A 22440-nucleotide genomic window follows, 5' to 3' on the forward strand; every position below is an offset into this window, starting at 1 on the left:
CCTGTCCATGATCATGGACAGGCGGCCGGACGAGGACGCGACCGTCGTTCGGTACGGGGTACGACGGCTCCTCTGGGCGCTGCCGCTGGTGGTGGGGTACGTCGCGGTTGGGGCGTTGGGTGTCGCCTTGGCCCGGCTCGCTGTCCAGGACAACCCACCCGGACTCTTCTGGATACCGATCGCCCTGTTCCTGGCGGTAGGGACTGGCGGTGTGGGGCTTTTTGTCTCCCGCTGGCGGGCCCGCCGTTGGACCATCGCGCTGGACTCGACCGGGTTCTGGTGGCTGCGGGGCGGCGAGACCGCGCTGATCCGCTGGGACTCGCTGGCCGGTGCGGGCATCTACTGGGCCCGCGGCAGCAAAAGCCTGGTCTTCACGCTCGAACTGTGCCCGCAGGGCGAGATCGACCGCGACGATCCGCTGTTGTGGAAGTTCGTCCGTGACACGGATCCGATCCGGCCGGGCCTGCCCCGGCTTCGCTACCGCGTCGACATCGGGTACTCCCACAAGGGGTACGAGAAGGCCCTGCGGCAGTGGGCGCCCGAGCTGTGGTTCGGACGCGAGGAAAAGCCGCTGTCGTACCCGGGCTCGCCGGACGACGCGGGCCACCGGGAGCGAACGGCCGGGCGGGCGGGTGCGGCGGCAGGCGGCCCCGACATGAAGGGCCACCGCCGGCGGATCCGGAAGGCTGCCGGCCCGCGCGTCACTCCGGAGCCGTGACGAAGTCGATCAGCTCCTCCACCCGGCCCAGGAGTTCCGGCTCCAGGTCCTTGTAGGAGCGCACCCGGGACAGGATGTGCTGCCAGGCCGCGCCGGTGTTCTCCGGCCAGCCCAGGGCCCGGCACACGCCCGTCTTCCAGTCCTGGCCGCGCGGGACCCGGGGCCAGCCCGGGATGCCCACGGAGGACGGCTTCACGGCCTCCCAGACGTCGATGTACGGGTGGCCGAGCACCAGGGCGTGCTCGCTCGTGACCGCCTCGGCGATCCGGGACTCCTTCGAACCCGGGACCAGGTGGTCGACGAGGACGCCGAGCCGGGCGTCCGGGCCCGGATCGAACGCGGCGACGATCGCCGGGAGGTCGTCGACGCCCTCCAGGTACTCCACGACGACGCCCTCGACGCGCAGGTCGTCGCCCCAGACCCGCTCGACCAGTTCGGCGTCGTGGCGGCCCTCGACGTAGATGCGTCCGGCCCGCGCGACCCGCGCGCGGGCGCCCGGCACCGCCACCGAGCCGGACGCCGTACGGCCGGGGCGTGCGGGAGCGGCGGCGGACGGGCGCACCAGCGTCACCACCCTGCCCTCCAGCAGGAACCCGCGCGGCTCCAGCGGGAACACCCGGTGCTTGCCGAAGCGGTCCTCCAGGGTCACCGTGCCCGCCTCGCAGCGGATCACCGCGCCGCAGAAGCCGGTGCCGGGTTCCTCGACCACCAGACCCGGGTCCGCCGGGACCTCGGGCACGGGCTTGGGCTTCTTCCACGGCGGGGTCAGGTCCGGAGAGTACTGGCGCATTCGGATGACGATAGGAGAAGCCCGGCGGTGATCACCGCGACACGCCGGAACCCGCCACGCCGAAACGCGCGGCCAGGGCGTCCCGCTGGGCGCGCACGAACGCGGCGTCCACGACCGCCCCGTGGCCGGGTACGTACCGCGCGTCCTCCCCGCCGAGGGCGAGCAGCCGGTCCAGGGCCGCGGGCCAGCGCGACGGTACGGCGTCGGGGCCCGCCTGCGGCTCGCCGGACTCCTCGACCAGGTCGCCGCAGAACACCACCGTCGGGTCGCCCGGCACGACGACCACGAGGTCGTGGGCGGTGTGGCCCTCACCCGTCCGCACCAGCCGGACCTCCACGCCGCCGCCGAGCTCCAGGTCGCAGGTGTCCCGGACGTACCGCCGGGGACGTACGAGGGTGTCGGCCGCCTCCTCCGCCGCCCGCGGGTCGAGGCCGTTGCGCACCGCGTCCGCGCACAGCTCCCCGCGGCCGTTCTCGTACACCTCCGCCGAGCCGCCCGCGACGAACAGCTCCGCGCCCGCGAACGCCGCGGCGCCGAAGACATGGTCGAAATGCGGGTGGGTGAGCGCGAGAAGCGTCACACGGTGTCCGGCGGCGGCCTGCGCCTCCCGGCGCAACCGCGCGCCCTCCGCGAGGCTCGACCCGGCGTCGATCATCAGCGCCGCGCCCTCGCCGACGACCAGCCCGACCGTGCAGTCCCAGTCCGGAAGCCGACGCCGCCCGACCCGGGGCGCCACCCTTTCCCACCCCAGCTCTTCCCAAGTCAGCCTCATGCGGCGACGCTAGCGGTGACCGGGTGCCGTGCACGACATCGCAGGCCCGCCCTTGCCGGGGTCGTGCCTCACCGCCGTACACTGGGCCGGGGAACGCTGGCACTCCCGTGTGCTGAGTGCCAGACGAAAGCCACGAAGGCCACGAAGACCACCGAGTCGATTTCTGGAGGTGTGCGCGATGCTCAGTGAACGCAGGCTCGAGGTGCTCCGCGCCATCGTCCAGGACTACGTGGGCACCGAGGAACCGGTCGGTTCCAAGGCGCTCACCGAGCGGCACCGGCTGGGGGTATCCCCGGCGACCGTCCGCAACGACATGGCGGCCCTGGAGGACGAGGGCTACATCGCCCAGCCGCACACCAGTGCCGGACGCATCCCCACGGACAAGGGATACCGGCTCTTCGTCGACAAGCTCGCCGGCGTCAAGCCGATGACCGCGCCCGAGCGGCGGGCCATCCAGAACTTCCTGGACGGCGCCGTCGACCTCGACGACGTCGTCGGACGGACGGTGCGGCTGCTCGCGCAGCTCACCCGCCAGGTCGCCGTCGTGCAGTACCCCTCGCTGACCCGCTCGACCGTGCGCCATGTGGAGCTGCTGTCGCTCGCCCCCGCGCGGGTGATGCTCGTGCTCATCACGGACACCGGCCGGGTCGAGCAGCGCATGATCAACTGTCCGGTTCCGTTCGGCGAGACCTCGCTGGCGGATCTGCGCGCCCGGCTCAACAGCCGGGTCGCGGGACGCCCCTTCGCGGACGTCCCACAGCTCGTCCAGGACCTCCCGGACGCCTTCGAGTCGGAGGACCGGGGTACGGTCTCGACGGTGCTCTCCACACTGCTGGAGACACTCGTCGAGGAGACCGAGGAGCGGCTGATGATCGGCGGTACCGCCAATCTCACCCGTTTCGGACATGACTTCCCTCTCACCATCCGGCCGGTGCTCGAAGCGCTGGAGGAGCAGGTCGTGCTCCTCAAGTTGCTTGGAGAGGCCGGGGATTCGAGCATGACCGTGCGAATCGGGCACGAGAACGCTTACGAGGGACTCAACTCCACGTCCGTGGTCTCCGTCGGCTACGGTTCGGGCGGCGAGGCAGTAGCCAAACTCGGCGTGGTCGGCCCGACCCGCATGGATTACCCGGGAACGATGGGAGCGGTACGAGCGGTGGCACGGTACGTCGGACAGATCCTGGCGGAGTCTTAAGTGGCCACGGACTACTACGCCGTACTCGGCGTGCGCCGCGACGCGTCCCAGGACGAGATCAAGAAGGCGTTCAGGAGGCTCGCTCGCGAGCTGCACCCGGACGTCAATCCCGATCCGAAGACGCAGGAGCGGTTCAAAGAGATCAACGCCGCGTACGAGGTGTTGTCGGACCCGCAGAAGAAGCAGGTCTACGACCTCGGTGGCGACCCGCTGTCCCAGCAGGGCGGCGGTGGCGCCGGCGGCTTCGGCGCGGGCGGCTTCGGGAACTTCTCCGACATCATGGACGCCTTCTTCGGCACGGCGTCGCAGCGCGGACCGCGCTCGCGCACCCGCCGCGGCCAGGACGCCATGATCCGGCTGGAGATCGAGCTCGACGAGGCGGCCTTCGGCACCACGAAGGACATCCAGGTCGACACGGCCGTCGTCTGCGCCACCTGCAACGGCGAAGGCGCCGCGCCCGGGACCTCCGCGCAGACCTGTGACATGTGCCGCGGTCGCGGCGAGGTGTCCCAGGTGACGCGGTCCTTCCTCGGCCAGGTCATGACCTCACGGCCGTGTCCGCAGTGCCAGGGCTTCGGCACCGTGGTCCCGACCCCGTGCCACGAGTGCGCGGGCGACGGCCGGGTCCGGTCCCGTCGCACCCTGACGGTCAAGATCCCGGCCGGTGTGGACAACGGCACGCGGATCCAGCTCGCGGGCGAGGGCGAGGTCGGCCCCGGTGGCGGCCCCGCAGGCGACCTGTACGTCGAGATCCACGAACTGCCGCACTCGACGTTCCAGCGGCGCGGCGACGACCTGCACTGCACGGTCACCCTCCCGATGACCGCGGCGTCCCTCGGCACGAAGGTGCCGCTGGAGACGCTCGACGGCCTGGAGGAGGTCGACATCCGTCCGGGCACGCAGTCCGGCCAGTCGATCCCGCTGCACGGCCGGGGCGTCACCCACCTGCGCGGCGGCGGCCGTGGCGACCTCATCGTGCACGTCGAGGTCACCACGCCGACCAAGCTCGACGCGGAGCAGGAGCGGGTGCTGCGCGAGCTCGCCATACTGCGCGGCGAGGAGCGGCCCACCGGTCAGTTCCAGCCCGGTCAGCAGGGGCTCTTCTCCCGGCTGAAGGACGCCTTCAACGGCCGCTGATCCAGGACGGACGCGGGGTGGCCGTGCCACCCCGCGTCCGACCGTCCCGGTGGCCCGTGCCGGGCCGACGGCCGGATTCGGACTTGCCCTGGGGACGTGACAACATGCCGTCATGTCCACCGCGCTGACCGATCTCTTCCCGTATCCGATCGTGCAGGCCCCCATGGCGGGCGGCGTCTCCCTCCCGCAGCTCGCGGCCGCCGTGTCCGAGGCCGGCGGTCTCGGATTCCTCGCCGCCGGGTACAAGACGGCCGACGGCATGTACCAGGAGATCAAGCAGCTGCGCGGGCTGACCGGGCGTCCCTTCGGCGTCAATCTCTTCCTGCCGCAGCCCGAGCACGCGGACCCCGCCGTCGTCGAGGTGTACGCCCACCAGCTCGCCGGTGAGGCCGCCTGGTACGAGACCGAGCTCGGCGACCCGGACAGCGGCCGCGACGACGGTTACGACGCCAAGCTCGCCGTCCTCCTCGACAACCCGGTGGCGGCGGTCTCCTTCCACTTCGGCGTCCCCGGCAAGGACGTGCTCGACTCGCTGCGCCGTGCCGGCACCTTCACCCTGGTCACCGCCACCACCGCGGAGGAAGCCCTCGCCGTCCAGCGGGCCGGCGCCGACGCGGTCGTCGTGCAGGGCATCGAGGCCGGCGGACACCAGGGCACCCACCGCGACAACCCGGAGACGGACGGCACCGGCGTCGGCCTGCTCTCCCTGGTCGCGCAGGTCCGCGAGACCGTGCGGATCCCGGTCGTCGCGGCCGGCGGCATCATGCGCGGCAGCCAGATCGCCGCCGTCCTCGCCGCGGGCGCGAACGCGGCCCAGCTCGGCACCGCCTTCCTCGCCACCCCCGAGTCCGGCGCGAGTGCCGTGCACAAGCAGGCGCTGACCGACCCCCTCTTCGTCCGCACCGAGCTCACCCGGGCCTTCTCCGGACGCCCGGCGCGCGGGCTCGCCAACCGCTTCATGCGTGAGCACGGCCCGTACGCCCCCGCCGCCTACCCCGAGATCCACCACCTCACCCTGCCGCTGCGCAAGGCGGCGGCCAAGGCGGGCGACGCGCAGGGCATGGCCCTGTGGGCGGGACAGGGCCACCGCATGGCGCGCGAGCTGCCCGCCGGGCAGCTCGTGGAGGTACTGATCGCCGAGATCACGGCGGCCGAGACAGCGTTGTCGGCCGCCGAGGAGACCCCGGAAGAGGGAGCGGCCCGATGACGGCACCGGTGTTCCTGGTCGAGCACTTCGACGCGGACGGCGGCGGACGCTACGTCCTCGACGGCCCCGAGGGACGGCACGCCGTCTCCGTGAAGCGGCTGAAGCCCGGCGAGGAGGTCGTCCTCACCGACGGGGCCGGGCGCTGGGCGGACTGCGTGGTCCTCGACACCGAGGGCAAGGACCGGCTGATCGTACGAAGAGGAGCGGTGGCCGAGGAACCGGCCGAGGAGCCGCGCATCACGGTCGTCCAGGCCCTGCCCAAGGGCGACCGGGGCGAGCTGGCCGTCGAGACCATGACCGAGACCGGCGTCGACGCGATCGTCCCCTGGGCCGCGTCCCGCTGCATCACGCAGTGGAAGGGCGAGCGGGGTCTGAAGGCGCTCACCAAGTGGCGCGCCACCGCCCGGGAGGCGGGCAAGCAGTCCCGCCGGGTGCGCTTCCCGGAGGTCGCGGACGCGATGACGACCAAGCAGGTTGCCGCACTTCTCGCCAAAGCCGATCTCGCCGCCGTACTCCACGAGGACACCGACCTCGGCACCGAACCCTTCGCGACGGCCGCGCTGCCCGGCTCCGGGGAGATCGTCCTGGTGGTCGGCCCCGAGGGCGGGATCTCCCCCGAGGAGGTCGCGCTCTTCACCGAGGCCGGGGCGAAGACGTTCCACCTGGGGCGCACGGTGCTGCGCACCTCGACGGCGGGGACCGTGGCCACGGCACTGCTGCTGGCCCGCACCGGCCGCTGGTCCTGACCCACCGCCGCCGGACCCGACCCGACCACCGCCCGCACATCCACCGGGGAACTCATGGAACTCGCCCAGGTACGGCTGCTCGTCTCCGACTTCGCCGCCTGCTACCGCTTCTACGCCGAAGTCCTCGGCCTCAGGCCCCAGTCGGGCGCCACCGAGGGCCCGTACGAGAAGTTCAGTCCCGTCGCCGGATCGGCGGGCATCGCACTCCAGGACCGCACGATGATGGCGGAGGTCCTGGGGGAGCTCGGCGACGTGGTGACCGGGCACCGGTCGCTGGTGGTGCTGCGGGTGGACGACCTCGACACCTACTGCGAGCAGGTCGTCTCGCGCGGCGCGGTCCTGCTGCACGGCCCGGCGCCCATGACCGACCGCATGCGCGTCGCCCACCTCAAGGACCCCGAGGGCAACCTCGTGGAACTCCAGGAATGGCTGCTGCTGCTCGGCTGACGAGCGGCCCGGGGCCCGCCCGACCGGGGGACGAAGAACTCGTCCGTCGCCCGGCCTCGGGGACGGGCAACTCCTTCGGGTGGTTGTGCCCCCGATGGCCGCATGCGGTCTATCGCGCATCGCCGTGCGGTGGCACGCTGCCGTGCATGGGGGCTTTGAGGCATATCAGGCGCCGGACGGGGCGCGGGCGAACTCTGATGGCCCTCGGGCTGGGCGCGGCCGGAGTGTTCACGGTGACCGCGTGTCAGCCCGGGGACGGACTCAGCACCGCCGCCGTGGCCTACACGACCGACCAGACGGCGACCAGGCAACTCGAACGGCAGCACGTGGATGTCCGCTGGCTGACCTGCACGGCCAACTACGGCACCGCCGGCAAGGCCTCCACACCCGGGAAGACGCCCTCGCCGACGGAGAACACCGTGGCGACCGTCGACTGCCGGGGCCAGACCGGCGACGGCCGCGCCATCGTCGTCAAGGGAAAGGTCACCCGGGCGGTCAACGGCGCCTGCGTACGCGGCGACCTGCGGGCCACCGTCGGCGGCAAGCAGTGGTTCCACGTCACCGGCCTGGGCGACTGCGGTGCGACCAACGGGCCCACCCCGCCGGTCACCTACCACCCCACGAACGGACAACCCAACCCCACCGTCACCGTCACCGTGACGAAGACCATGTGGTGCAAGGGCGACCCCACCTGCTGGCCCTCGCAGGGCAAGTGACCTGCCGGGCCGTACAAGGATCAAGTGATCCGAACCCCTGTCGGGGCACGCGTGGGCTGCATAGGGTGACCGGGTGACTGAGTCCGCACCCTCCGCGTATCTCCGGTTTCCGCACCTGCACGGCGAGTTGGTCGTCTTCACGGCCGAGGACGACATCTGGGCCGCCCCGCTGGACGGCGGCGGCCGCGCCTGGCGGGTCAGCGCCGACAACGTACCGGCCGGCCATCCGCGCGTCTCCCCGGACGGCACGACCGTCGCCTGGACCTCGACACGCGACGGAGCCCCCGAGGTCTACGCCGCCTCCCTGTCCGGTGGACCCTCCCGACGCCTGACGTACTGGGGCAGTTCGAAGACCCAGGTGCGCGGCTGGACCTCCGACGGACAGGTACTCGCCCTCAGCGCCCAGGGCCAGGCCAGCCTGCGCCGCACCTGGGCACGGTCCGTCCCGCTCGACGGCGGCCCCGCGACGACCCTGCCGTACGGTCCCGTCGGCGACGTGGCCCACGGCGCGCCCGGCGTCGTCCTGCTGTCCGCCCCGATGGGGCGCGAGGCCGCCTGGTGGAAGCGGTACCGGGGCGGCACGGCCGGCAAGCTGTGGATCGACCGGGACGGCGACGGCGAGTTCGTCCGGCTGCACGAGGACATCGACGGAAACCTCGAATACCCCTTCTGGGTGGGCGAGCGGATCGCCTTCCTGTCGGACCACGAGGACGTCGGGGCGCTGTACTCCTCCCTCGCCGACGGATCCGACCTGCGGCGCCACACGCCCGTCGACTCCTTCTACGCCCGCCACGCGGCCACCGACGGCACCCGCGTCGTGTACTCCTCCGCCGGTGAACTGTGGCTCCTGGACGACCTCGACGGCGCCGAGCCGCGACGGCTGGACATCCGGCTCGGCGGCCAGCGCGTCGACCAGCAACCGCACCCCGTGAGCGCCGCGCGCTGGTTCTCCGCCGCCGCGCCCGACCACACCGGGCGCGGCAGCGCGGTCTCCGTGCGCGGCGCCGTCCACTGGGTCACCCACCGCGCCGGACCGGCCCGCGCGCTCGCCGCCGAACAGGGCGTCCGCGCCCGGCTGCCCCGCACCTTCCGCGCCGAGGGCGAGGAACACGTGGTCTGGGTGACCGACGCGGAGGGCGACGACGCCCTCGAATTCGCCCCGGCCACCGGCGTCGCCCCCGGAGCCACCCCCCGACGGCTCGCCGCCGGCGCGCTCGGCCGGGTCCTCGGCCTCGCCGTGGCACCCGACGGCAGCCGTGCCGCCGTCGCCTCCCACGACGGGCGCGTGCTGCTCGTCGAGCGCGAGAGCGGCGAGGTCCGCGAGGTCGACCGCAGCGAGGACGGCGAGGTCACCGGCCTCGTCTTCTCGCCCGACTCGGCCTGGCTCGCCTGGTCGCACCCCGGACCGCGCCCGCTGCGCCAGCTCAAGCTCGCCAACACCACCGACCTGTCGGTGACCGAGGCGACCCCGCTGCGCTTCCGGGACTACGCACCCGCGTTCACCCTCGACGGCAAGCACCTCGCCTTCCTGTCGGCCCGCGCCTTCGACCCCGTCTACGACGAGCACGTCTTCGACCTGGCCTTCGTCGGCGGCTCCCGGCCGTATCTGATCACCCTGGCCGCGACGACCCCGTCCCCCTTCGGACCGCAGCGCCACGGCAGGCCCTTCGAGGCCCCCGACAAGGACGAGACACCCGACAGCGAGGGCACCCCCAGTACCCGTATCGACCTGGACGGACTCGCCGACCGGATCGTGCCCTTCCCCGTCGAGGCCGCCCGCTACTCCGGGCTGCGCGCCGCCAAGGACGGACTGCTGTGGCTGCGCCACCCCGTCCGGGGCGTGCTCGGCGCCTCCCGCGCCACCCCGGACGACCCGGACCCGAAGACCGAACTGGAGCGGTACGACCTCGCCCAGCAGCGCATCGAGCACCTCGCCGCCGACGCCGACCACTTCACCGTCACCGGCGACGGCAAGCGGGTCCTGCTGTGGACCGACGGCAAACTCAAGGTCGTCCCCAGCGACCGGCGTGCCTCGAACGACGACGAGAGCGACACGAACATCACCGTCGACCTGTCGCGGGTGCGCCAGACCGTCGACCCGGCCGCCGAGTGGCGCCAGATGTACGACGAGACCGGTCGCCTCATGCGGGACAACTTCTGGCGTGCCGACCTGGGCGGTGTCGACTGGGACGCGGTCCTCGACCGGTACCGGCCGGTCCTGGAACGGGTCGCCACCCACGACGACCTCGTCGACCTGCTGTGGGAGGTGCAGGGCGAACTCGGCACCTCGCACGCCTACGTCACCCCACGCGGCCGGTGGAGCGGCCAAGACCGGGCACAGGGGCTCCTCGGGGCGGACATCTCCCGTCACGAGGACGGCAGTTGGCGCATCGACCGGATCCTCCCCTCGGAGACCTCCGACCCCGAGGCGCGGGCCCCGCTCGCCGCGCCCGGCGTCGCGGTGCGCGCCGGGGACACGATCGTCGCGGTCGGCGGCCGGCCGGTGGACCCGGTGGCCGGACCCGCGCCGCTGCTCGTGGGCACGGCGGGCAGACCGGTCGAGCTGACGATCTCCCCCTCCGGCGGAGGCGATCCGCGCCACGCGGTCGTCGTACCCCTCGCGGACGAGGAACCGCTGCGCTACCACGCGTGGGTCGCCGACCGGCGCGCCTACGTCCACGAGCGGTCCGGCGGACGCCTCGGCTATCTGCACGTGCCGGACATGGTCGGCTCCGGGTGGGCGCAGCTCCACCGCGATCTGCGCATCGAGGTGGCCCGCGAGGGCCTCGTCGTGGACGTCCGCGAGAACCGCGGCGGCCACACCTCCCAGCTCGTGGTGGAGAAGCTCGCCCGGCGGATCGTCGGCTGGGACCTGCCCCGCGGCCTGCGCCCCTACAGCTACCCGGAGGACGCGCCGCGCGGCCCCGTCGTCGCCGTCGCCAACGAGTTCTCCGGCTCCGACGGCGACATCGTCAACGCGGCGATCAAGGCGCTGGGCATCGGACCGGTGGTCGGCACCCGCACCTGGGGCGGTGTCATCGGCATCGACAGCCGCTACCGCCTCGTCGACGGCACCTCCGTCACCCAGCCCAAGTACGCCTTCTGGATGGAGGGTTACGAGTGGAGCGTCGAGAACCACGGCGTCGATCCCGACGTCGAGGTCGTCCAGACGCCGCAGGACCACGCGGCCGGGCGCGACACCCAGCTCGACGAGGCCATCAGGATCGCGCTGGCCGCGCTGGAGGAGAACCCGGCGAAGACCGCGCCCGCGCTGCCGCCGCTGTGACCGGCGCGGGCGGCTCGCGAGCGGACGGCGACGCGAGCCGCCCGCGAGCCGACCGGCCCGTCGGGCCGCTAGCATGCGGAGGTAATGATCGGCTGGCGTGAGGAGGCACACGCATGGCGCAGGAGCCGAGGCGGGACGAGGGCGGGGAACCGCAGGACGACTGTCTGTTCTGCAAGATCGTGGCGGGGCACATCCCGGCGACCCTGGTGCGCGAGAGCGACACGACCGTGGCGTTCCGCGACATCAACCCACAGGCACCGACCCACATCCTGGTCATCCCCCGGGTGCACTACCGGGACGCGGCCTCCCTGGCCGCCGCCGAACCCGCCGTCGCCGCCGACCTGTTGCGTGAGGCCGGCGAGGTCGCGGTCGAGGAGAAGCTGGAGAGCTACCGCATCGTGTTCAACACGGGCAGCGGTGCCGGACAGACCGTGTTCCACGCGCACGCCCACCTCCTGGGCGGCCGCGGCATGCAGTGGCCGCCGGGATAACCGGCCTTGTCCGCACGTGAACTGGTCGTCCTCGGCACCGCCAGCCAGGTCCCGACCCGGCACCGCAACCACAACGGCTATCTGCTGCGCTGGGACGGCGAGGGTCTCCTCTTCGACCCCGGCGAGGGCACCCAGCGCCAGATGCTGCGTGCCGGGGTCGCCGCGCACGACCTGAACCGCATCTGCGTCACCCACTTCCACGGCGACCACGCGCTCGGACTCGGTGGGGTGATCCAGCGCATCAACCTCGACCGGGTACCGCACGAGGTGACCGCGCACTACCCGCTCTCCGGACAGCACTTCTTCGAGCGCCTGCGCTACGCCACCGCCTACCGCGAGACCGCCCGGCTCACCGAGGCGCCGGTCGGGGACGACGGCGTCCTCGTCACGACCCCCGCGTACACCCTTGAGGCCCGCAGGCTCTCCCACCCCGTCGAATCCTTCGGGTACCGGCTGGTCGAACCGGACGGGCGGCGGATGCTGCCGGAGCGGCTCGCCGAGCACGGGATCAAGGGGTCCGACGTCGGGGCGCTGCAACGGGAGGGCTCGCTGCGGGGCGTCACGCTCGACGACGTCAGCGAGGTCCGGCGCGGACAGCGGTTCGCGTTCGTCATGGACACCCGGCTGTGCGAGGGCGTGGACGCGCTCGCCGAGGACTGCGACCTGCTCGTCATCGAGTCGACCTTCCTGGACGGTGACCACCAACTGGCCGCCGACCACGGGCATCTGACGGCAGGTCAGGCGGGCCGGGTGGCCAAGGAGGCGGGCGTACGGCACCTCGTGCTCACCCACTTCAGCCAGCGCTACTCCGACCCCGGCGAGTTCGAGCGCGAGGCCCGCGCCGCGGGCTTCGACGGGGAGCTGACGGTGGCGCACGACCTGGTGAGGGTGCCGGTCCCGAAGCGACGGTGAGAGCGGCAGCGGGGCGACGGAAGCGATGCGGTGTCGGGAAGGTGCCGGTTTCGGTGTGCCGGGGGATCGACCGTACGATGCTTCGATGTCCCTCCCCAAGGCTGAACTGCACCTCCACATCGAAGGCACCCTCGAACCCGAGCTGGCCTTCGCGCTCGCCGCGCGCAACGGCGTCACGCTGCCGTACGCGGACACCGAGGAACTGCGCAAGGCGTATCTCTTCGACGACCTCCAGACGTTCCTGAACCTGTACTACGAGCTGATGGCCGTCCTGCGGACGGAAGCGGACTTCGCCGACCTGGCCGACGCCTACCTCGCCCGCGCCGCAGCCCAGGGAGTACGGCACGCGGAGATCTTCTTCGACCCGCAGGCGCACATCGCCCGGGGCGTGCCGATGGGGACGGTCGTCGAAGGCCTGTGGCGGGCGCTCGGGCGCAGCGAGGAGACCCACGGAGTCTCCACCCAGCTGATCATGTGCTTCCTGCGCGACGAGTCCGCCGAGTCCGCCATGGACACCCTTCAGGCCGCGAAGCCCTACCTCGACCGGATCGTCGGCATCGGCCTCGACTCCGCCGAGGTCGGCCACCCGCCGGTCAAGTTCCGAGCGGTGTACGAGGCCGCCGCCGAGCTCGGTCTGCGCCGCGTCGCGCACGCGGGCGAGGAGGGGCCGCCGTCGTACATCACCGAGGCCCTCGACGTCCTCGGCGTCGAGCGCATCGACCACGGGCTGCGCTGCATGGAGGACCCCGAGCTCGTCGAACGCCTGGTCCGGGAGCGGGTGCCGCTGACCCTGTGCCCGCTGTCGAACGTACGGCTGCGCGCCGTCGACGTCCTGGCGGAGCACCCGCTGCCCGCCATGCTGGACGCCGGGCTGCTGTGCACGGTCAACTCCGACGACCCCGCCTACTTCGGCGGGTACGCCGGTGACAACTTCCACGCGGTGCGCGAGGCCCTCGGTCTCGGGGAGGACCGGCTGCGGGAGCTGGCCCGCAACTCGTTCGAGGCGTCCTTCCTGGAGCACGACGAGGAGCGGCGGGCACGCTACATCGCCGAGGTCGACGCGTACGAGTTCGCGTAGCCCGGCCATGTCCGTGAGCTCGTGAGCTCGTGAGTCCGCGCGTCTGCCCGGTCGCCGACCGGGGGACGGACGGCAGGACGGCGGACGGACGGCGGGCGTCAGACGGTCACGGACCCCGGCGCGGACGCGGTGGCCGCCGGGTACCGGGGCCCCGCCGCGCCGTGCGCCTCCCGCTGGGCGGGTACGCCCTCCAGCGGCATCTCCCTCTCCACGACGTCCGCGAAGGCGGCCTCCGGGCCGGCGGTGTCCACGACCGGGACCGGCGCCACGGAGATCTCCACGACCGGGATCTCGACGATCTGGGTGGCGCGGCGGAGGCGCAGGGCCACGAAGGTCATCGGGACGCCGACCAGCAGCAAGCCGGCCGCCAGGACCACTCCCATCGCCGGGTAGCCCGCCCGCGCGGACAGCAGGCTGCCGGTGAGCGGGCCGCACGCCGTGCCCAGCGAGGACGCGGAACCGACGAGGACCGCCCACCGGCCGCGCGGGTCCATGGACGCTGCGAGGCCGATCACGTACGAGAGCACGACCGGGTACAGCGCGTTCCAGGCGATCTCCCCGGCGGCGAAGGACGTCAGACCGGTGGCCGCCGCGCTCAGCGCGATACAGCCGGCGATCAGCGCCGTGCCCAGGCCGATCGGCAGCGCCCGGCCGAGCCGGGGGCCGAGGGCGCCCGCGCCGACGGTCCCCAGCAGTCCGGCGCCGAGCGCCACCGCGAAGACCGCGCCGACCTCGACCTCGGTGAGGCCCGCCTGCGTCAGACCGATCCGGCCGCTCACCCCCCACAGCGAGTTCTGCGCGAGCGACCAGAAGAGCATCGCGCCGGCGAGGAGCAGTCCGGAGCGGCGGTGCGGGAGCGGGGCGGCGGAGCGCCGGGTCCGGGCGGCCGGCGTGCCCGCGGGAAGCCGTCCCGTCAGGAGCAGCGCGAGCAGGGCTGTGCAGCCGATCGCGGCGAGCGGGACACCGTGCCCGGGGCCCAGACGGGGGATCGTCAGATACAGCACGCCCGCGAGGGCGGAGACGCCGAGCAGCCCCAGGGTGGTGACCCGGTGCGGATCGCGCCGGCCGGCGATTCCGGTCGCGGCGACCGTGGTGGCCGTACCGGAACCGAAGCCGCCGACGATCGCGCCGGTGACCACGAGCGGGACGTCCGCCGAGAGCGCGGCCGTGCCGAATCCGGCGGCCGCCAGGAGCAGACCGGCGCGGGCCAGCCCGCGCGGGCCGAAACGGTCGACGCGCGAGGCGAGCAGGAAGCCGGCCGAGGCCGAACCCAGCAGCAGGACGCTGCCGACGGCTCCGGCCTGGGTGGCCGACAGCGGGAGCCCCGCGTCCAGGCGGCCGACGGTGGTGGGGAGCAGATACGCGGCGAGGTACCCGGCCGTGAAAAGGGCGACGAGGGGCCAGGGCGTGGGGGTGCGGGCGGACACGGGCGTTCCCAGGGCAGGCGAGAGCGGCTCAAGAAGAGGGGGAGGGGCGGCTGTCGACGGACAGGAACGCGCGGGCAATTTGTATCAAGGTGGGGGGTCCGCGAAGAAGGCCGAAAGATGTGATCTGGGGCACTCTTCGTTTCGCGGCGAGGGGCCCGGGGTACGAGCGCCGGTCCCGCGGGCGCCGAGCGGGGCCGGGTGCAGGCTCCCCGTCACGGGGGCGAGGGCGTTTCGGCAGGTGAGGGACCGGAGCGCGTACCCGGACGCGGGGCGGGCGCGGGCCCTGAGGGGACGACACCCACGCGCAGCACGGGCGGGGGCCGCCCCGGCGTGACCCACGGGCTCGTGGGGCCGGTGTGGTGCACACTGGCCAGATCCGGACCACCCCAGGGAGCGCACCGTGATCGCGTCCAACGGCGAGGGACCGTTCCGCCAGGCCCATGTCGACCCGCTCGCCGGGCTGCGCGCGGCCGGAGACCCGCCCTGGGACGTCTACCTCACGGGAACCGTCTTCCTGGACATCATCTTCACCGGGCTGGACTCCGCCCCCGTGCGCGGCACCGAGTCCTGGGCGCGCGGCATGGGTTCGAGCCCCGGCGGAGTCGCGAACATGGCGACCGCCCTCGCCCGGCTGGGCCTGAAGACGTCCCTCGCCGCCGCCTTCGGGGACGACCACTACGGCGAGTACTGCTGGGACGCCCTGGAGCAGGGCGAGGGCATCGACCTGACGCCGTCGAGGACCGTGCCCGACTGGCACTCGCCGGTCACCGTGTCGATGGCGTACGAGGGCGAGCGGACCATGGTCAGCCACGGGCACGAGCCGCCCTACGAGGAACCGGCCCCGGACCGCCCGCCACGCGCGCGTGCCGCCGTCGCCTCGCTGACCCCGGGAATCCGCGCGCCCTGGATCGCGCAGGCCGCGAGCCGGGGCACCCGGATCTTCGCGGACGTCGGCTGGGACGACACCGGCCGCTGGGACCTCGCGGGCCTCGCCGATCTGGCGCACTGCGAGGCGTTCCTGCCGAACGCCGAGGAGGCCATGCGGTACACCCGCGCCGACTGCCCCCGCGCGGCGGCGCACGCCCTGGCCGAACACGTACCGCTGGCCGTCGTCACCCTCGGCGCCGAGGGCGCCTACGCCGTGGACGGCCGCTCGGGGGAGAGCGCCGAGGTTCCGGCGATCGCCGTCGAGGCGCTGGACCCCACCGGTGCCGGTGACGTCTTCGTCGCCGGGTTCGTCATGGGGACCCTGGCCGACTGGCCGCTCGCCGACCGGCTCGCCTTCGCCGGGCTGACCGCCGCGCTCTCCGTCCAGGAGTTCGGCGGTTCGCTGTCGGCGCCCGGCTGGTCGGAGATCGCCGCCTGGTGGCGCCGGGTCCAGTCGGTCGACGACCAGGACCCGGCGGCCCTCAGCCGGTACGCCTTCCTGGAGGGACTGCTCCCGGAGGTCACCCGCCCCTGGCCGCTGCGCCGGGCGGTGCCGACGATCGGGTTCGGCCGCTCGGCGTGAGACCACCTGGTCGCGAGGCCGGTGCGTCCTCGGGTCCCGGCCCGGCCTGAGGTCACGACCTCGTGACCTCAGGAAAAGCCCTACGGCTCCGGGAGTGCCGCGACGTAGGCTGGGAACCGCAAGGCTGCCCGTGTGGCAAGCGTGCCGACCGAGGAGGATACGCAGGCCTACAGAGCCGGCCCATGACTCAGACTCCCACAGCTCACGGCCCCGCACAGGGGCAGGCGCGCGCGCACTTCGCCGTCCCGGCCAAGCACCCCATGGTGACTGTTCTGGGTTCCGGGGACGCCCTGCTGCGCGTGATCGAGAAGGCCTTCCCGGCGGCCGACATCCACGTCCGGGGAAACGAGATCAGTGCGGTCGGCGACGCCGGTGAAGTCGCTCTCGTCCAGCGCCTGTTCGACGAGATGATGCTGGTGCTCCGCACGGGGCAGCCCATGACGGAGGACGCAGTGGAACGCTCGATCGCCATGCTCAGGGCGAGCGAGAACGGGGAGGGCGACGGCCAGGAGACTCCGGCCGAAGTGCTCACGCAGAACATCCTGTCCTCGCGAGGCCGCACCATCCGCCCCAAGACGCTCAACCAGAAGCGCTACGTCGACGCCATCGACAAGCACACCATCGTGTTCGGCATCGGCCCCGCCGGTACCGGCAAGACGTACCTGGCCATGGCGAAGGCCGTCCAGGCGCTCCAGGCCAAGCAGGTCAACCGGATCATCCTGACCCGCCCTGCGGTCGAGGCCGGCGAGCGGCTCGGCTTCCTGCCCGGCACCCTCTACGAGAAGATCGACCCGTACCTGCGCCCGCTGTACGACGCCCTGCACGACATGCTCGACCCGGACTCGATCCCGAAGCTGATGGCCTCGGGCACGATCGAGGTGGCGCCGCTGGCGTACATGCGCGGCAGGACCCTCAACGACGCCTTCATCATCCTGGACGAGGCCCAGAACACGAGCGCCGAGCAGATGAAGATGTTCCTCACCCGGCTCGGCTTCGACTCGAAGATCGTGGTCACCGGTGACGTGACGCAGGTCGACCTGCCGAGCGGCACGAAGTCGGGGCTGCGGCAGGTGCAGGACATCCTGGAGGGTCTCGACGACGTCCACTTCTCGCGGCTCACGTCCCAGGATGTCGTCCGGCACAAGCTGGTCGGCCGTATCGTCGACGCGTACGAGAAGTACGACAGCGAGAACGGCACCGAGAACGGCTCCCACAAGAGCCGGGGCCACAAAGGGAAGTAGACCAGCACCGCCATGTCGATCGACGTCAACAACGAATCCGGAACCGAGGTCGACGAGCAGGCGATCCTCGACATCGCCCGCTACGCGCTCGCACGGATGCGCATCCACCCGCTCTCCGAGCTCTCGGTGATCGTCGTGGACACCGACGCCATGGAGCAGTTGCACATCCAGTGGATGGACCTGCCGGGACCGACGGACGTCATGTCCTTCCCGATGGACGAGCTGCGCCCGCCGTCGAAGGACGACGACGAGCCGCCGCAGGGACTGCTCGGCGACATCGTGCTCTGCCCCGAGGTCGCCGAGCAGCAGGGCAAGGACGCGCCCACGCAGCACTCCATGGACGAGGAGCTCCAACTGCTCACCGTCCACGGTGTGCTGCACCTGCTCGGCTACGACCATGAGGAAGCCGACGAGAAGGCCGAGATGTTCGGCCTGCAGGCCGCCATCGTGGACGGCTGGCGCACGGAGAAGGGCATCACGGGTCCGTCTCCGGCCCCGACCGTGTCATGAGTCCGCAGCTGGTCATCGGTGCCATCGCCCTCGTCGTCGTCGCCTGGCTCGCCGCCTGCGCGGAAGCGGGCATCGCCCGCGTCTCCAGCTTCCGCGCCGACGAAGCGGTCCGCAGCGGCCGGCGCGGCAGCGCCAAGCTCGCCCAGGTCGCCGCGGACCCGACGCGTTATCTGAACGTGGCGCTGCTGGTCCGCGTCGCCTGTGAGATGGCTGCCGCCGCGCTCGTCGTGTTCGCCTGCCTGAAGGAGTTCGACCGGACCTGGCAGGCCCTCGCCGTCGCCATCGCCGTGATGGTCCTCGTGTCGTACGTCGCGGTCGGTGTCTCACCGCGCACCATCGGCCGCCAGCACCCCCTGAACACCGCGACGGCGGCGGCGTACGTCCTGCTGCCGCTGGCCCGGATCATGGGGCCGATCCCGCCGCTGCTGATCCTGATCGGCAACGCGCTGACACCCGGCAAGGGCTTCCGGCGCGGCCCGTTCGCCTCCGAGGCGGAGCTGCGGGCGCTGGTCGACCTCGCCGAGAAGGAGTCCCTCATCGAGGACGACGAGCGCCGCATGGTGCACTCCGTCTTCGAACTCGGCGACACCCTCGTGCGCGAGGTCATGGTGCCCCGCACGGACCTCGTCGTCATCGAGCGGTACAAGACCATCCGGCAGGCCCTCACCCTCGCCCTGCGCTCGGGCTTCTCGCGCATACCCGTCACCGGGGAGAACGAGGACGACATCGTCGGGATCGTCTATCTGAAGGACCTGGCCCGCAAGACGCACATCAACCGGGACGCCGAGTCGGAGCTGGTGTCCACGGCCATGCGGCCCGCCGCCTTCGTGCCCGACACCAAGAACGCGGGCGATCTGCTCCGCGAGATGCAGCAGGAGCGCAATCACGTCGCCGTCGTCATCGACGAGTACGGCGGTACGGCCGGCATCGTCACCATCGAGGACATCCTGGAGGAGATCGTCGGCGAGATCACCGACGAGTACGACCGCGAACTGCCGCCCGTCGAGGACCTCGGCGGCGACAGCTTCCGGGTGACCGCCCGCCTCGACATCGGCGACCTCGGCGAGCTGTACGGCTTCGAGGCCTACGACGACGAGGACGTGGAGACCGTCGGCGGACTCCTCGCCAAGGCACTGGGACGGGTCCCCATCGCCGGTGCCTCCTCGACGGTCGAACTGCCCGACGGGCGCGAGCTGCGGCTGACCGCGGAGGCCGCGGCCGGCCGCCGGAACAAGATCGTCACGGTGCTCGTCGAGCCGGTCGAGCCGGCAGGAGAGGCCGGGGCGGCCGAGGAGGAGAAGCCGGAGTGACCCCGCAGCGACTGCGCGAGTTCTGCCTGTCCCTCAACGCGACCGTCGAGGACTTCCCGTTCAACCCCGAGACCTCGGTCTTCAAGGTGCTGGGCAAGGTCTTCGCGCTGACGAACCTGGACGGGCGCCCGCTCAAGGTCAACCTCAAGTGCGACCCGCAGGACGCGATCCGGCTGCGCGAACAGCACCCCGGGCTGATCATCCCCGGCTATCACATGAACAAGCGGCACTGGAACACGGTGACCGTCGACGGCGAGCTCCCGGACCGCCTGGTCCGGGAGCTCATCGAGGATTCGTACGATCTCGTCGTGGCCGGTCTGCCGCGGGCCGAGCGGCTGCGCCTCGACCGTCCCTGACGCTCGGCCGGAGCGTTCCCGACCCTCAGCGGGTGCTCGCCGCGCCGCGCCGCCCGAGTCCGGCCGCCACCAGGGCCGCGGCCACCAGCACGATCGCCGCGTCCAGGGCGAGGACCGTGTGGACGCCGCTCAGCAGGTCGTCCGACGTGGTCGCGAGGACACCGAGCAGCGGGATGCCGATGGTGATGCCCACCTGCTGGGTGGAGGTCACCAGGCCGGTGGCCAGGCCCTGCTCCTCGTCGGGGACACCCGAGGTGACGGTCAGGCCGTACGAGATGATCGCGCCCAGATGGCACATGCTGGCCAGCGACACCCCGGCGGCGGCGATCCAGACGGACCAGGTGTGCGCGTTCAGCAGCAGCATCCCGGCGACGAACAGACCCTGCCCGGCCAGCGAGCCGACCAGCGTACGGCGGGCGCCGAAGCGGCCGATGACCTTCGGGGCGTACACCCCGGCGGCTGCCGACAGCACCCCCTGCGCGCCGAAGACCAGGCCGGTCTCGAAGGCGGAGAGGCCGAGCGTCTCCTGCAGGTACAGCGTCAGCACGAACACGACCGTCGACATCATCGAGAAGGTGACCAGGCCACCCAGGTTGCCCCACGCCACCGTGCGGCGGCGCAGCATCGCCAGGCTGACGAGCGGGGCGTCCGCACGGGACTCGATCCGGACGAAGGCGCCGAGCAGCAGCACGCCCGCGACGAGCGTCGCGATGACGTCCGTACCGCCGAAACCGCGCTCCGCCGCCGTCGACAGGGCGTAGATCAGGGCCAGCAGGCCGCCGGTGACGGTGACCGCCCCCGGGACGTCCAGGCGGGGGCGGTCACCGTCACCCGCCGTGCCCTCGGCGCCGGACGCGGGCAGCAGACCGGGGGCCAGCGGAAGCACGATCAGCGCGAACAGCGACAGCAGGCCCATCGTCGAACGCCATCCCAGTACGTCGGTCAGGACACCGCCCGCCACCATGCCGACTGTGAAGCCGAGCGACAGGAGCGTGCCGGAGATGCCCAGGGCGCGGTCCCGCGCGGGACCTTCCGGGAAGGTCGTGGTCAGCAGCGACATGCCGGTCGGCACGATCGCCGCCGCGCCGAGGCCCTGCAGGGCCCGTCCGGTCAGGAACGACGCCGGGTCCCAGGCGAGGGCCGCGAGCAGCGAGGCCGTCCCGAACAGGGCCAGCCCGGCGAGGAAGAGCCTGCGGCGGCCGAAGAGGTCGCCGATCCGGCCGAAGAGGAGCAGGAAGCCGCCGGACGGCAGCGCGAAGGCGGTGATCGCCCACTGGAGCGCGGACCGGCTCATGCCGAGGTCGGTGCCGAGCACGGGCAGCGCCACGTTCAGGACGGAGAAGTCCAGCGCGACCATGAACTGGGCCGCGCACAGCACGAAGAGCACGAGCCCGTCGCGCCGCGACAGCCGGGCGGCCCGGGGTGGCCGGCTGTCCTCGCCCGGAGCGGGTGGAGCGGGTGGAGCGGAGGAGGTGTCGGCCCGGGGGCCGTTCGTGGTGCCCTGACCGGTGCCCGGCGTGCCGCCGTAGGGGGTGCGGTCGGTGGACTCGGTCGTCGTCTCGGTGGTCATGGCAAGAGCTTGCGGCGGCCGGAATATCCGTGGGGAGCCGGAACTTATGCTGGTGGCCGCACCACCAGTCACCGAAGGGGGAGACACGTGACGGAGGCCGCGCCGAAAACCCAACGACGCCCGGAACTGCGCGAGTTCCTGATGAGCCGCCGGGCGCGGGTGTCACCGGCCGAGGCCGGGCTCCCGGACGGCGGAGCCCGCCGCCGTACGCCGGGGCTGCGCCGCGAGGAGGTCGCCGTCCTCGCGGGCGTGGGCGCCTCCTGGTACCAGTGGCTGGAGCAGGGGCGGGACATCTCCGTGTCGCCGCAGGTCCTGGACTCGGTCGCCCGCGTGCTGAGGCTCAGCAACACCGAGCGGCGGCATCTGTACACGCTGGCCGGACTGAACCCGCCCGCGCCCGAAGTCGCCCCCGGGGACCGGGACATGTGCGAGGGGCTGCGTCGGCTGATCGACACGTGGATGCCGTATCCGGCGCACATCATGGACCCGTACTACAACTGCGTCCTGTACAACGACGCCGCCGCGGTGGTCCTCGGCATGCGTCCCGAGATCACCCAGAACTGCATCGTCGACTTCTTCACCGACCCGCTCTACCGGGGCCGTTCCCGGACCTGGGAGCACAACGCGCGTACCGTCGTGGCCCAGTTCCGCGCCTCGTGCGCCGCCGCGCCGGACGACGAGGGGTTCCGCGAGCTGCTGGCCGAACTGACCGGGGCCAGCGCCGAGTTCGCCGAGCTGTGGGAGCGTCGGGACATCGAGGACGCCGGGCAGATCCGCAAGGAACTCGACCATCCGCTGGTCGGACTGCTCGCCGTCGAGTCCACCGCGATGAAGGTGCCGGTCCGGCCCGATCTCACGATCGTGCTGCACACACCGCTGCCGGAGGCGAACACGGCCGCGAAGCTGGAGTGGCTCGCCTCGCCGGAGGGCCGGCGCGGGTCGATGTACCCGGTGGCCGGCTGACCTGCCGCGTCGGGTGACCCGTCGGCGGGGACCCGGGCCGGCACTTCGTATGCTCTGG

21 protein-coding genes are annotated in these 22440 nt (G+C 72.4%); 17 read left to right on the forward strand and 4 right to left on the reverse strand.

Going from position 1 to position 22440, the window contains the following annotated elements:
- Positions 1–7 precede the first annotated feature (7 nt).
- Positions 8–718: a hypothetical protein gene (locus OHT01_RS26490; RefSeq protein WP_328555611.1), complete on the forward strand. Its 711-nt coding sequence runs from the start codon at positions 8–10 to the stop codon at positions 716–718.
- Here the strand turns inward: OHT01_RS26490 and OHT01_RS26495 are convergent.
- The gene (locus OHT01_RS26495) at positions 702–1508 is read right to left on the reverse strand and encodes a DUF3097 domain-containing protein (RefSeq protein ID WP_328555612.1); all 807 of its coding nucleotides are present in this window, start codon (positions 1506–1508) and stop codon (positions 702–704) included. The two genes, OHT01_RS26490 and OHT01_RS26495, sit on opposite strands and share 17 nt — an antisense overlap.
- A gap of 31 nt (positions 1509–1539) precedes the next feature.
- Positions 1540–2280, reverse strand: coding sequence for an MBL fold metallo-hydrolase (locus tag OHT01_RS26500; protein ID WP_328555613.1), 741 nt, complete (start codon positions 2278–2280; stop codon positions 1540–1542).
- 178 nt (positions 2281–2458) lie between these two features.
- On the opposite strand from OHT01_RS26500, the gene hrcA reads away from it, so the two are divergent.
- From hrcA to OHT01_RS26550, 10 genes are all read left to right on the forward strand, one after another.
- Positions 2459–3475, forward strand: a complete 1017-nt coding sequence (hrcA, locus tag OHT01_RS26505) for a heat-inducible transcriptional repressor HrcA (protein WP_328555614.1) — start codon at positions 2459–2461, stop codon at positions 3473–3475.
- Positions 3476–4612, forward strand: coding sequence for a molecular chaperone DnaJ (gene dnaJ / locus OHT01_RS26510; RefSeq protein ID WP_328555615.1), 1137 nt, complete (start codon positions 3476–3478; stop codon positions 4610–4612).
- A 112-nt stretch (positions 4613–4724) separates the two neighbouring features.
- Entirely contained in the window at positions 4725–5819 is a 1095-nt protein-coding gene (locus tag OHT01_RS26515) for a nitronate monooxygenase (protein WP_328555616.1), read from the forward strand.
- Positions 5816–6565 carry a 16S rRNA (uracil(1498)-N(3))-methyltransferase gene (locus OHT01_RS26520; protein WP_328555617.1) on the forward strand — a complete coding sequence of 250 codons (750 nt, stop codon included), beginning with the start codon at positions 5816–5818 and terminating at the stop codon, positions 6563–6565. The genes OHT01_RS26515 and OHT01_RS26520 overlap by 4 nt, the downstream gene beginning before the upstream one ends.
- A 54-nt stretch (positions 6566–6619) precedes the next feature.
- Positions 6620–7012 carry a VOC family protein gene (locus tag OHT01_RS26525; RefSeq protein WP_328555618.1) on the forward strand — a complete coding sequence of 131 codons (393 nt, stop codon included), beginning with the start codon at positions 6620–6622 and terminating at the stop codon, positions 7010–7012.
- A 197-nt stretch (positions 7013–7209) separates the two neighbouring features.
- Entirely contained in the window at positions 7210–7728 is a 519-nt protein-coding gene (locus OHT01_RS26530) for a hypothetical protein (RefSeq protein WP_328555619.1), read from the forward strand.
- A gap of 73 nt (positions 7729–7801) precedes the next feature.
- A complete protein-coding gene (locus tag OHT01_RS26535) occupies positions 7802–11014 on the forward strand; it encodes a S41 family peptidase (protein WP_328555620.1) in 3213 nt (1070 codons plus the stop codon).
- A gap of 113 nt (positions 11015–11127) precedes the next feature.
- The gene (locus tag OHT01_RS26540; RefSeq protein ID WP_328555621.1) at positions 11128–11505 is read left to right on the forward strand and encodes a histidine triad nucleotide-binding protein; all 378 of its coding nucleotides are present in this window, start codon (positions 11128–11130) and stop codon (positions 11503–11505) included.
- A 6-nt stretch (positions 11506–11511) separates the two neighbouring features.
- On the forward strand, positions 11512–12417 hold the full coding sequence (locus OHT01_RS26545; protein WP_328555622.1) for a ribonuclease Z: 906 nt from the start codon (positions 11512–11514) through the stop codon (positions 12415–12417).
- An 85-nt stretch (positions 12418–12502) separates the two neighbouring features.
- Positions 12503–13495 (forward strand): adenosine deaminase, encoded by a 993-nt coding sequence (locus tag OHT01_RS26550; RefSeq protein ID WP_328555623.1) that lies wholly within the window; start codon positions 12503–12505, stop codon positions 13493–13495.
- A 98-nt stretch (positions 13496–13593) separates the two neighbouring features.
- Here OHT01_RS26550 and OHT01_RS26555 read toward each other — a convergent pair whose 3' ends face one another.
- Positions 13594–14922, reverse strand: coding sequence for an MFS transporter (locus tag OHT01_RS26555; protein WP_328555624.1), 1329 nt, complete (start codon positions 14920–14922; stop codon positions 13594–13596).
- 400 nt (positions 14923–15322) lie between these two features.
- Here OHT01_RS26555 and OHT01_RS26560 point away from each other — a divergent pair, with 400 nt between their 5' ends.
- The 5 genes from OHT01_RS26560 to OHT01_RS26580 all read left to right on the forward strand — a co-directional run bounded on the left by OHT01_RS26560 (position 15323) and on the right by OHT01_RS26580 (position 19849).
- Positions 15323–16432, forward strand: a complete 1110-nt coding sequence (locus tag OHT01_RS26560; protein ID WP_328555625.1) for a carbohydrate kinase family protein — start codon at positions 15323–15325, stop codon at positions 16430–16432.
- Between the two features lie 182 nt (positions 16433–16614).
- The gene (locus OHT01_RS26565) at positions 16615–17673 is read left to right on the forward strand and encodes a PhoH family protein (protein ID WP_328555626.1); all 1059 of its coding nucleotides are present in this window, start codon (positions 16615–16617) and stop codon (positions 17671–17673) included.
- Positions 17674–17685: 12 nt separating this feature from the next.
- Positions 17686–18183 (forward strand): rRNA maturation RNase YbeY, encoded by a 498-nt coding sequence (gene ybeY / locus OHT01_RS26570; RefSeq protein WP_328555627.1) that lies wholly within the window; start codon positions 17686–17688, stop codon positions 18181–18183.
- Positions 18180–19493 (forward strand): hemolysin family protein, encoded by a 1314-nt coding sequence (locus tag OHT01_RS26575; protein WP_328555628.1) that lies wholly within the window; start codon positions 18180–18182, stop codon positions 19491–19493. Before ybeY ends, OHT01_RS26575 begins: the two co-directional genes overlap by 4 nt.
- A complete protein-coding gene (locus OHT01_RS26580) occupies positions 19490–19849 on the forward strand; it encodes an MmcQ/YjbR family DNA-binding protein (RefSeq protein WP_328555629.1) in 360 nt (119 codons plus the stop codon). Before OHT01_RS26575 ends, OHT01_RS26580 begins: the two co-directional genes overlap by 4 nt.
- A gap of 25 nt (positions 19850–19874) precedes the next feature.
- On the opposite strand, the gene OHT01_RS26585 is transcribed toward OHT01_RS26580, so the two are convergent.
- Positions 19875–21419, reverse strand: coding sequence for an MFS transporter (locus tag OHT01_RS26585; RefSeq protein ID WP_328555630.1), 1545 nt, complete (start codon positions 21417–21419; stop codon positions 19875–19877).
- A 141-nt stretch (positions 21420–21560) separates the two neighbouring features.
- On the opposite strand from OHT01_RS26585, the gene OHT01_RS26590 reads away from it, so the two are divergent.
- On the forward strand, positions 21561–22382 hold the full coding sequence (locus OHT01_RS26590) for a helix-turn-helix transcriptional regulator (protein WP_328558271.1): 822 nt from the start codon (positions 21561–21563) through the stop codon (positions 22380–22382).
- Positions 22383–22440 lie beyond the last annotated feature (58 nt).

The organism is Streptomyces sp. NBC_00358 (genome assembly GCF_036099295.1).
Classification (GTDB): Bacteria; Actinomycetota; Actinomycetes; order Streptomycetales; family Streptomycetaceae; genus Streptomyces.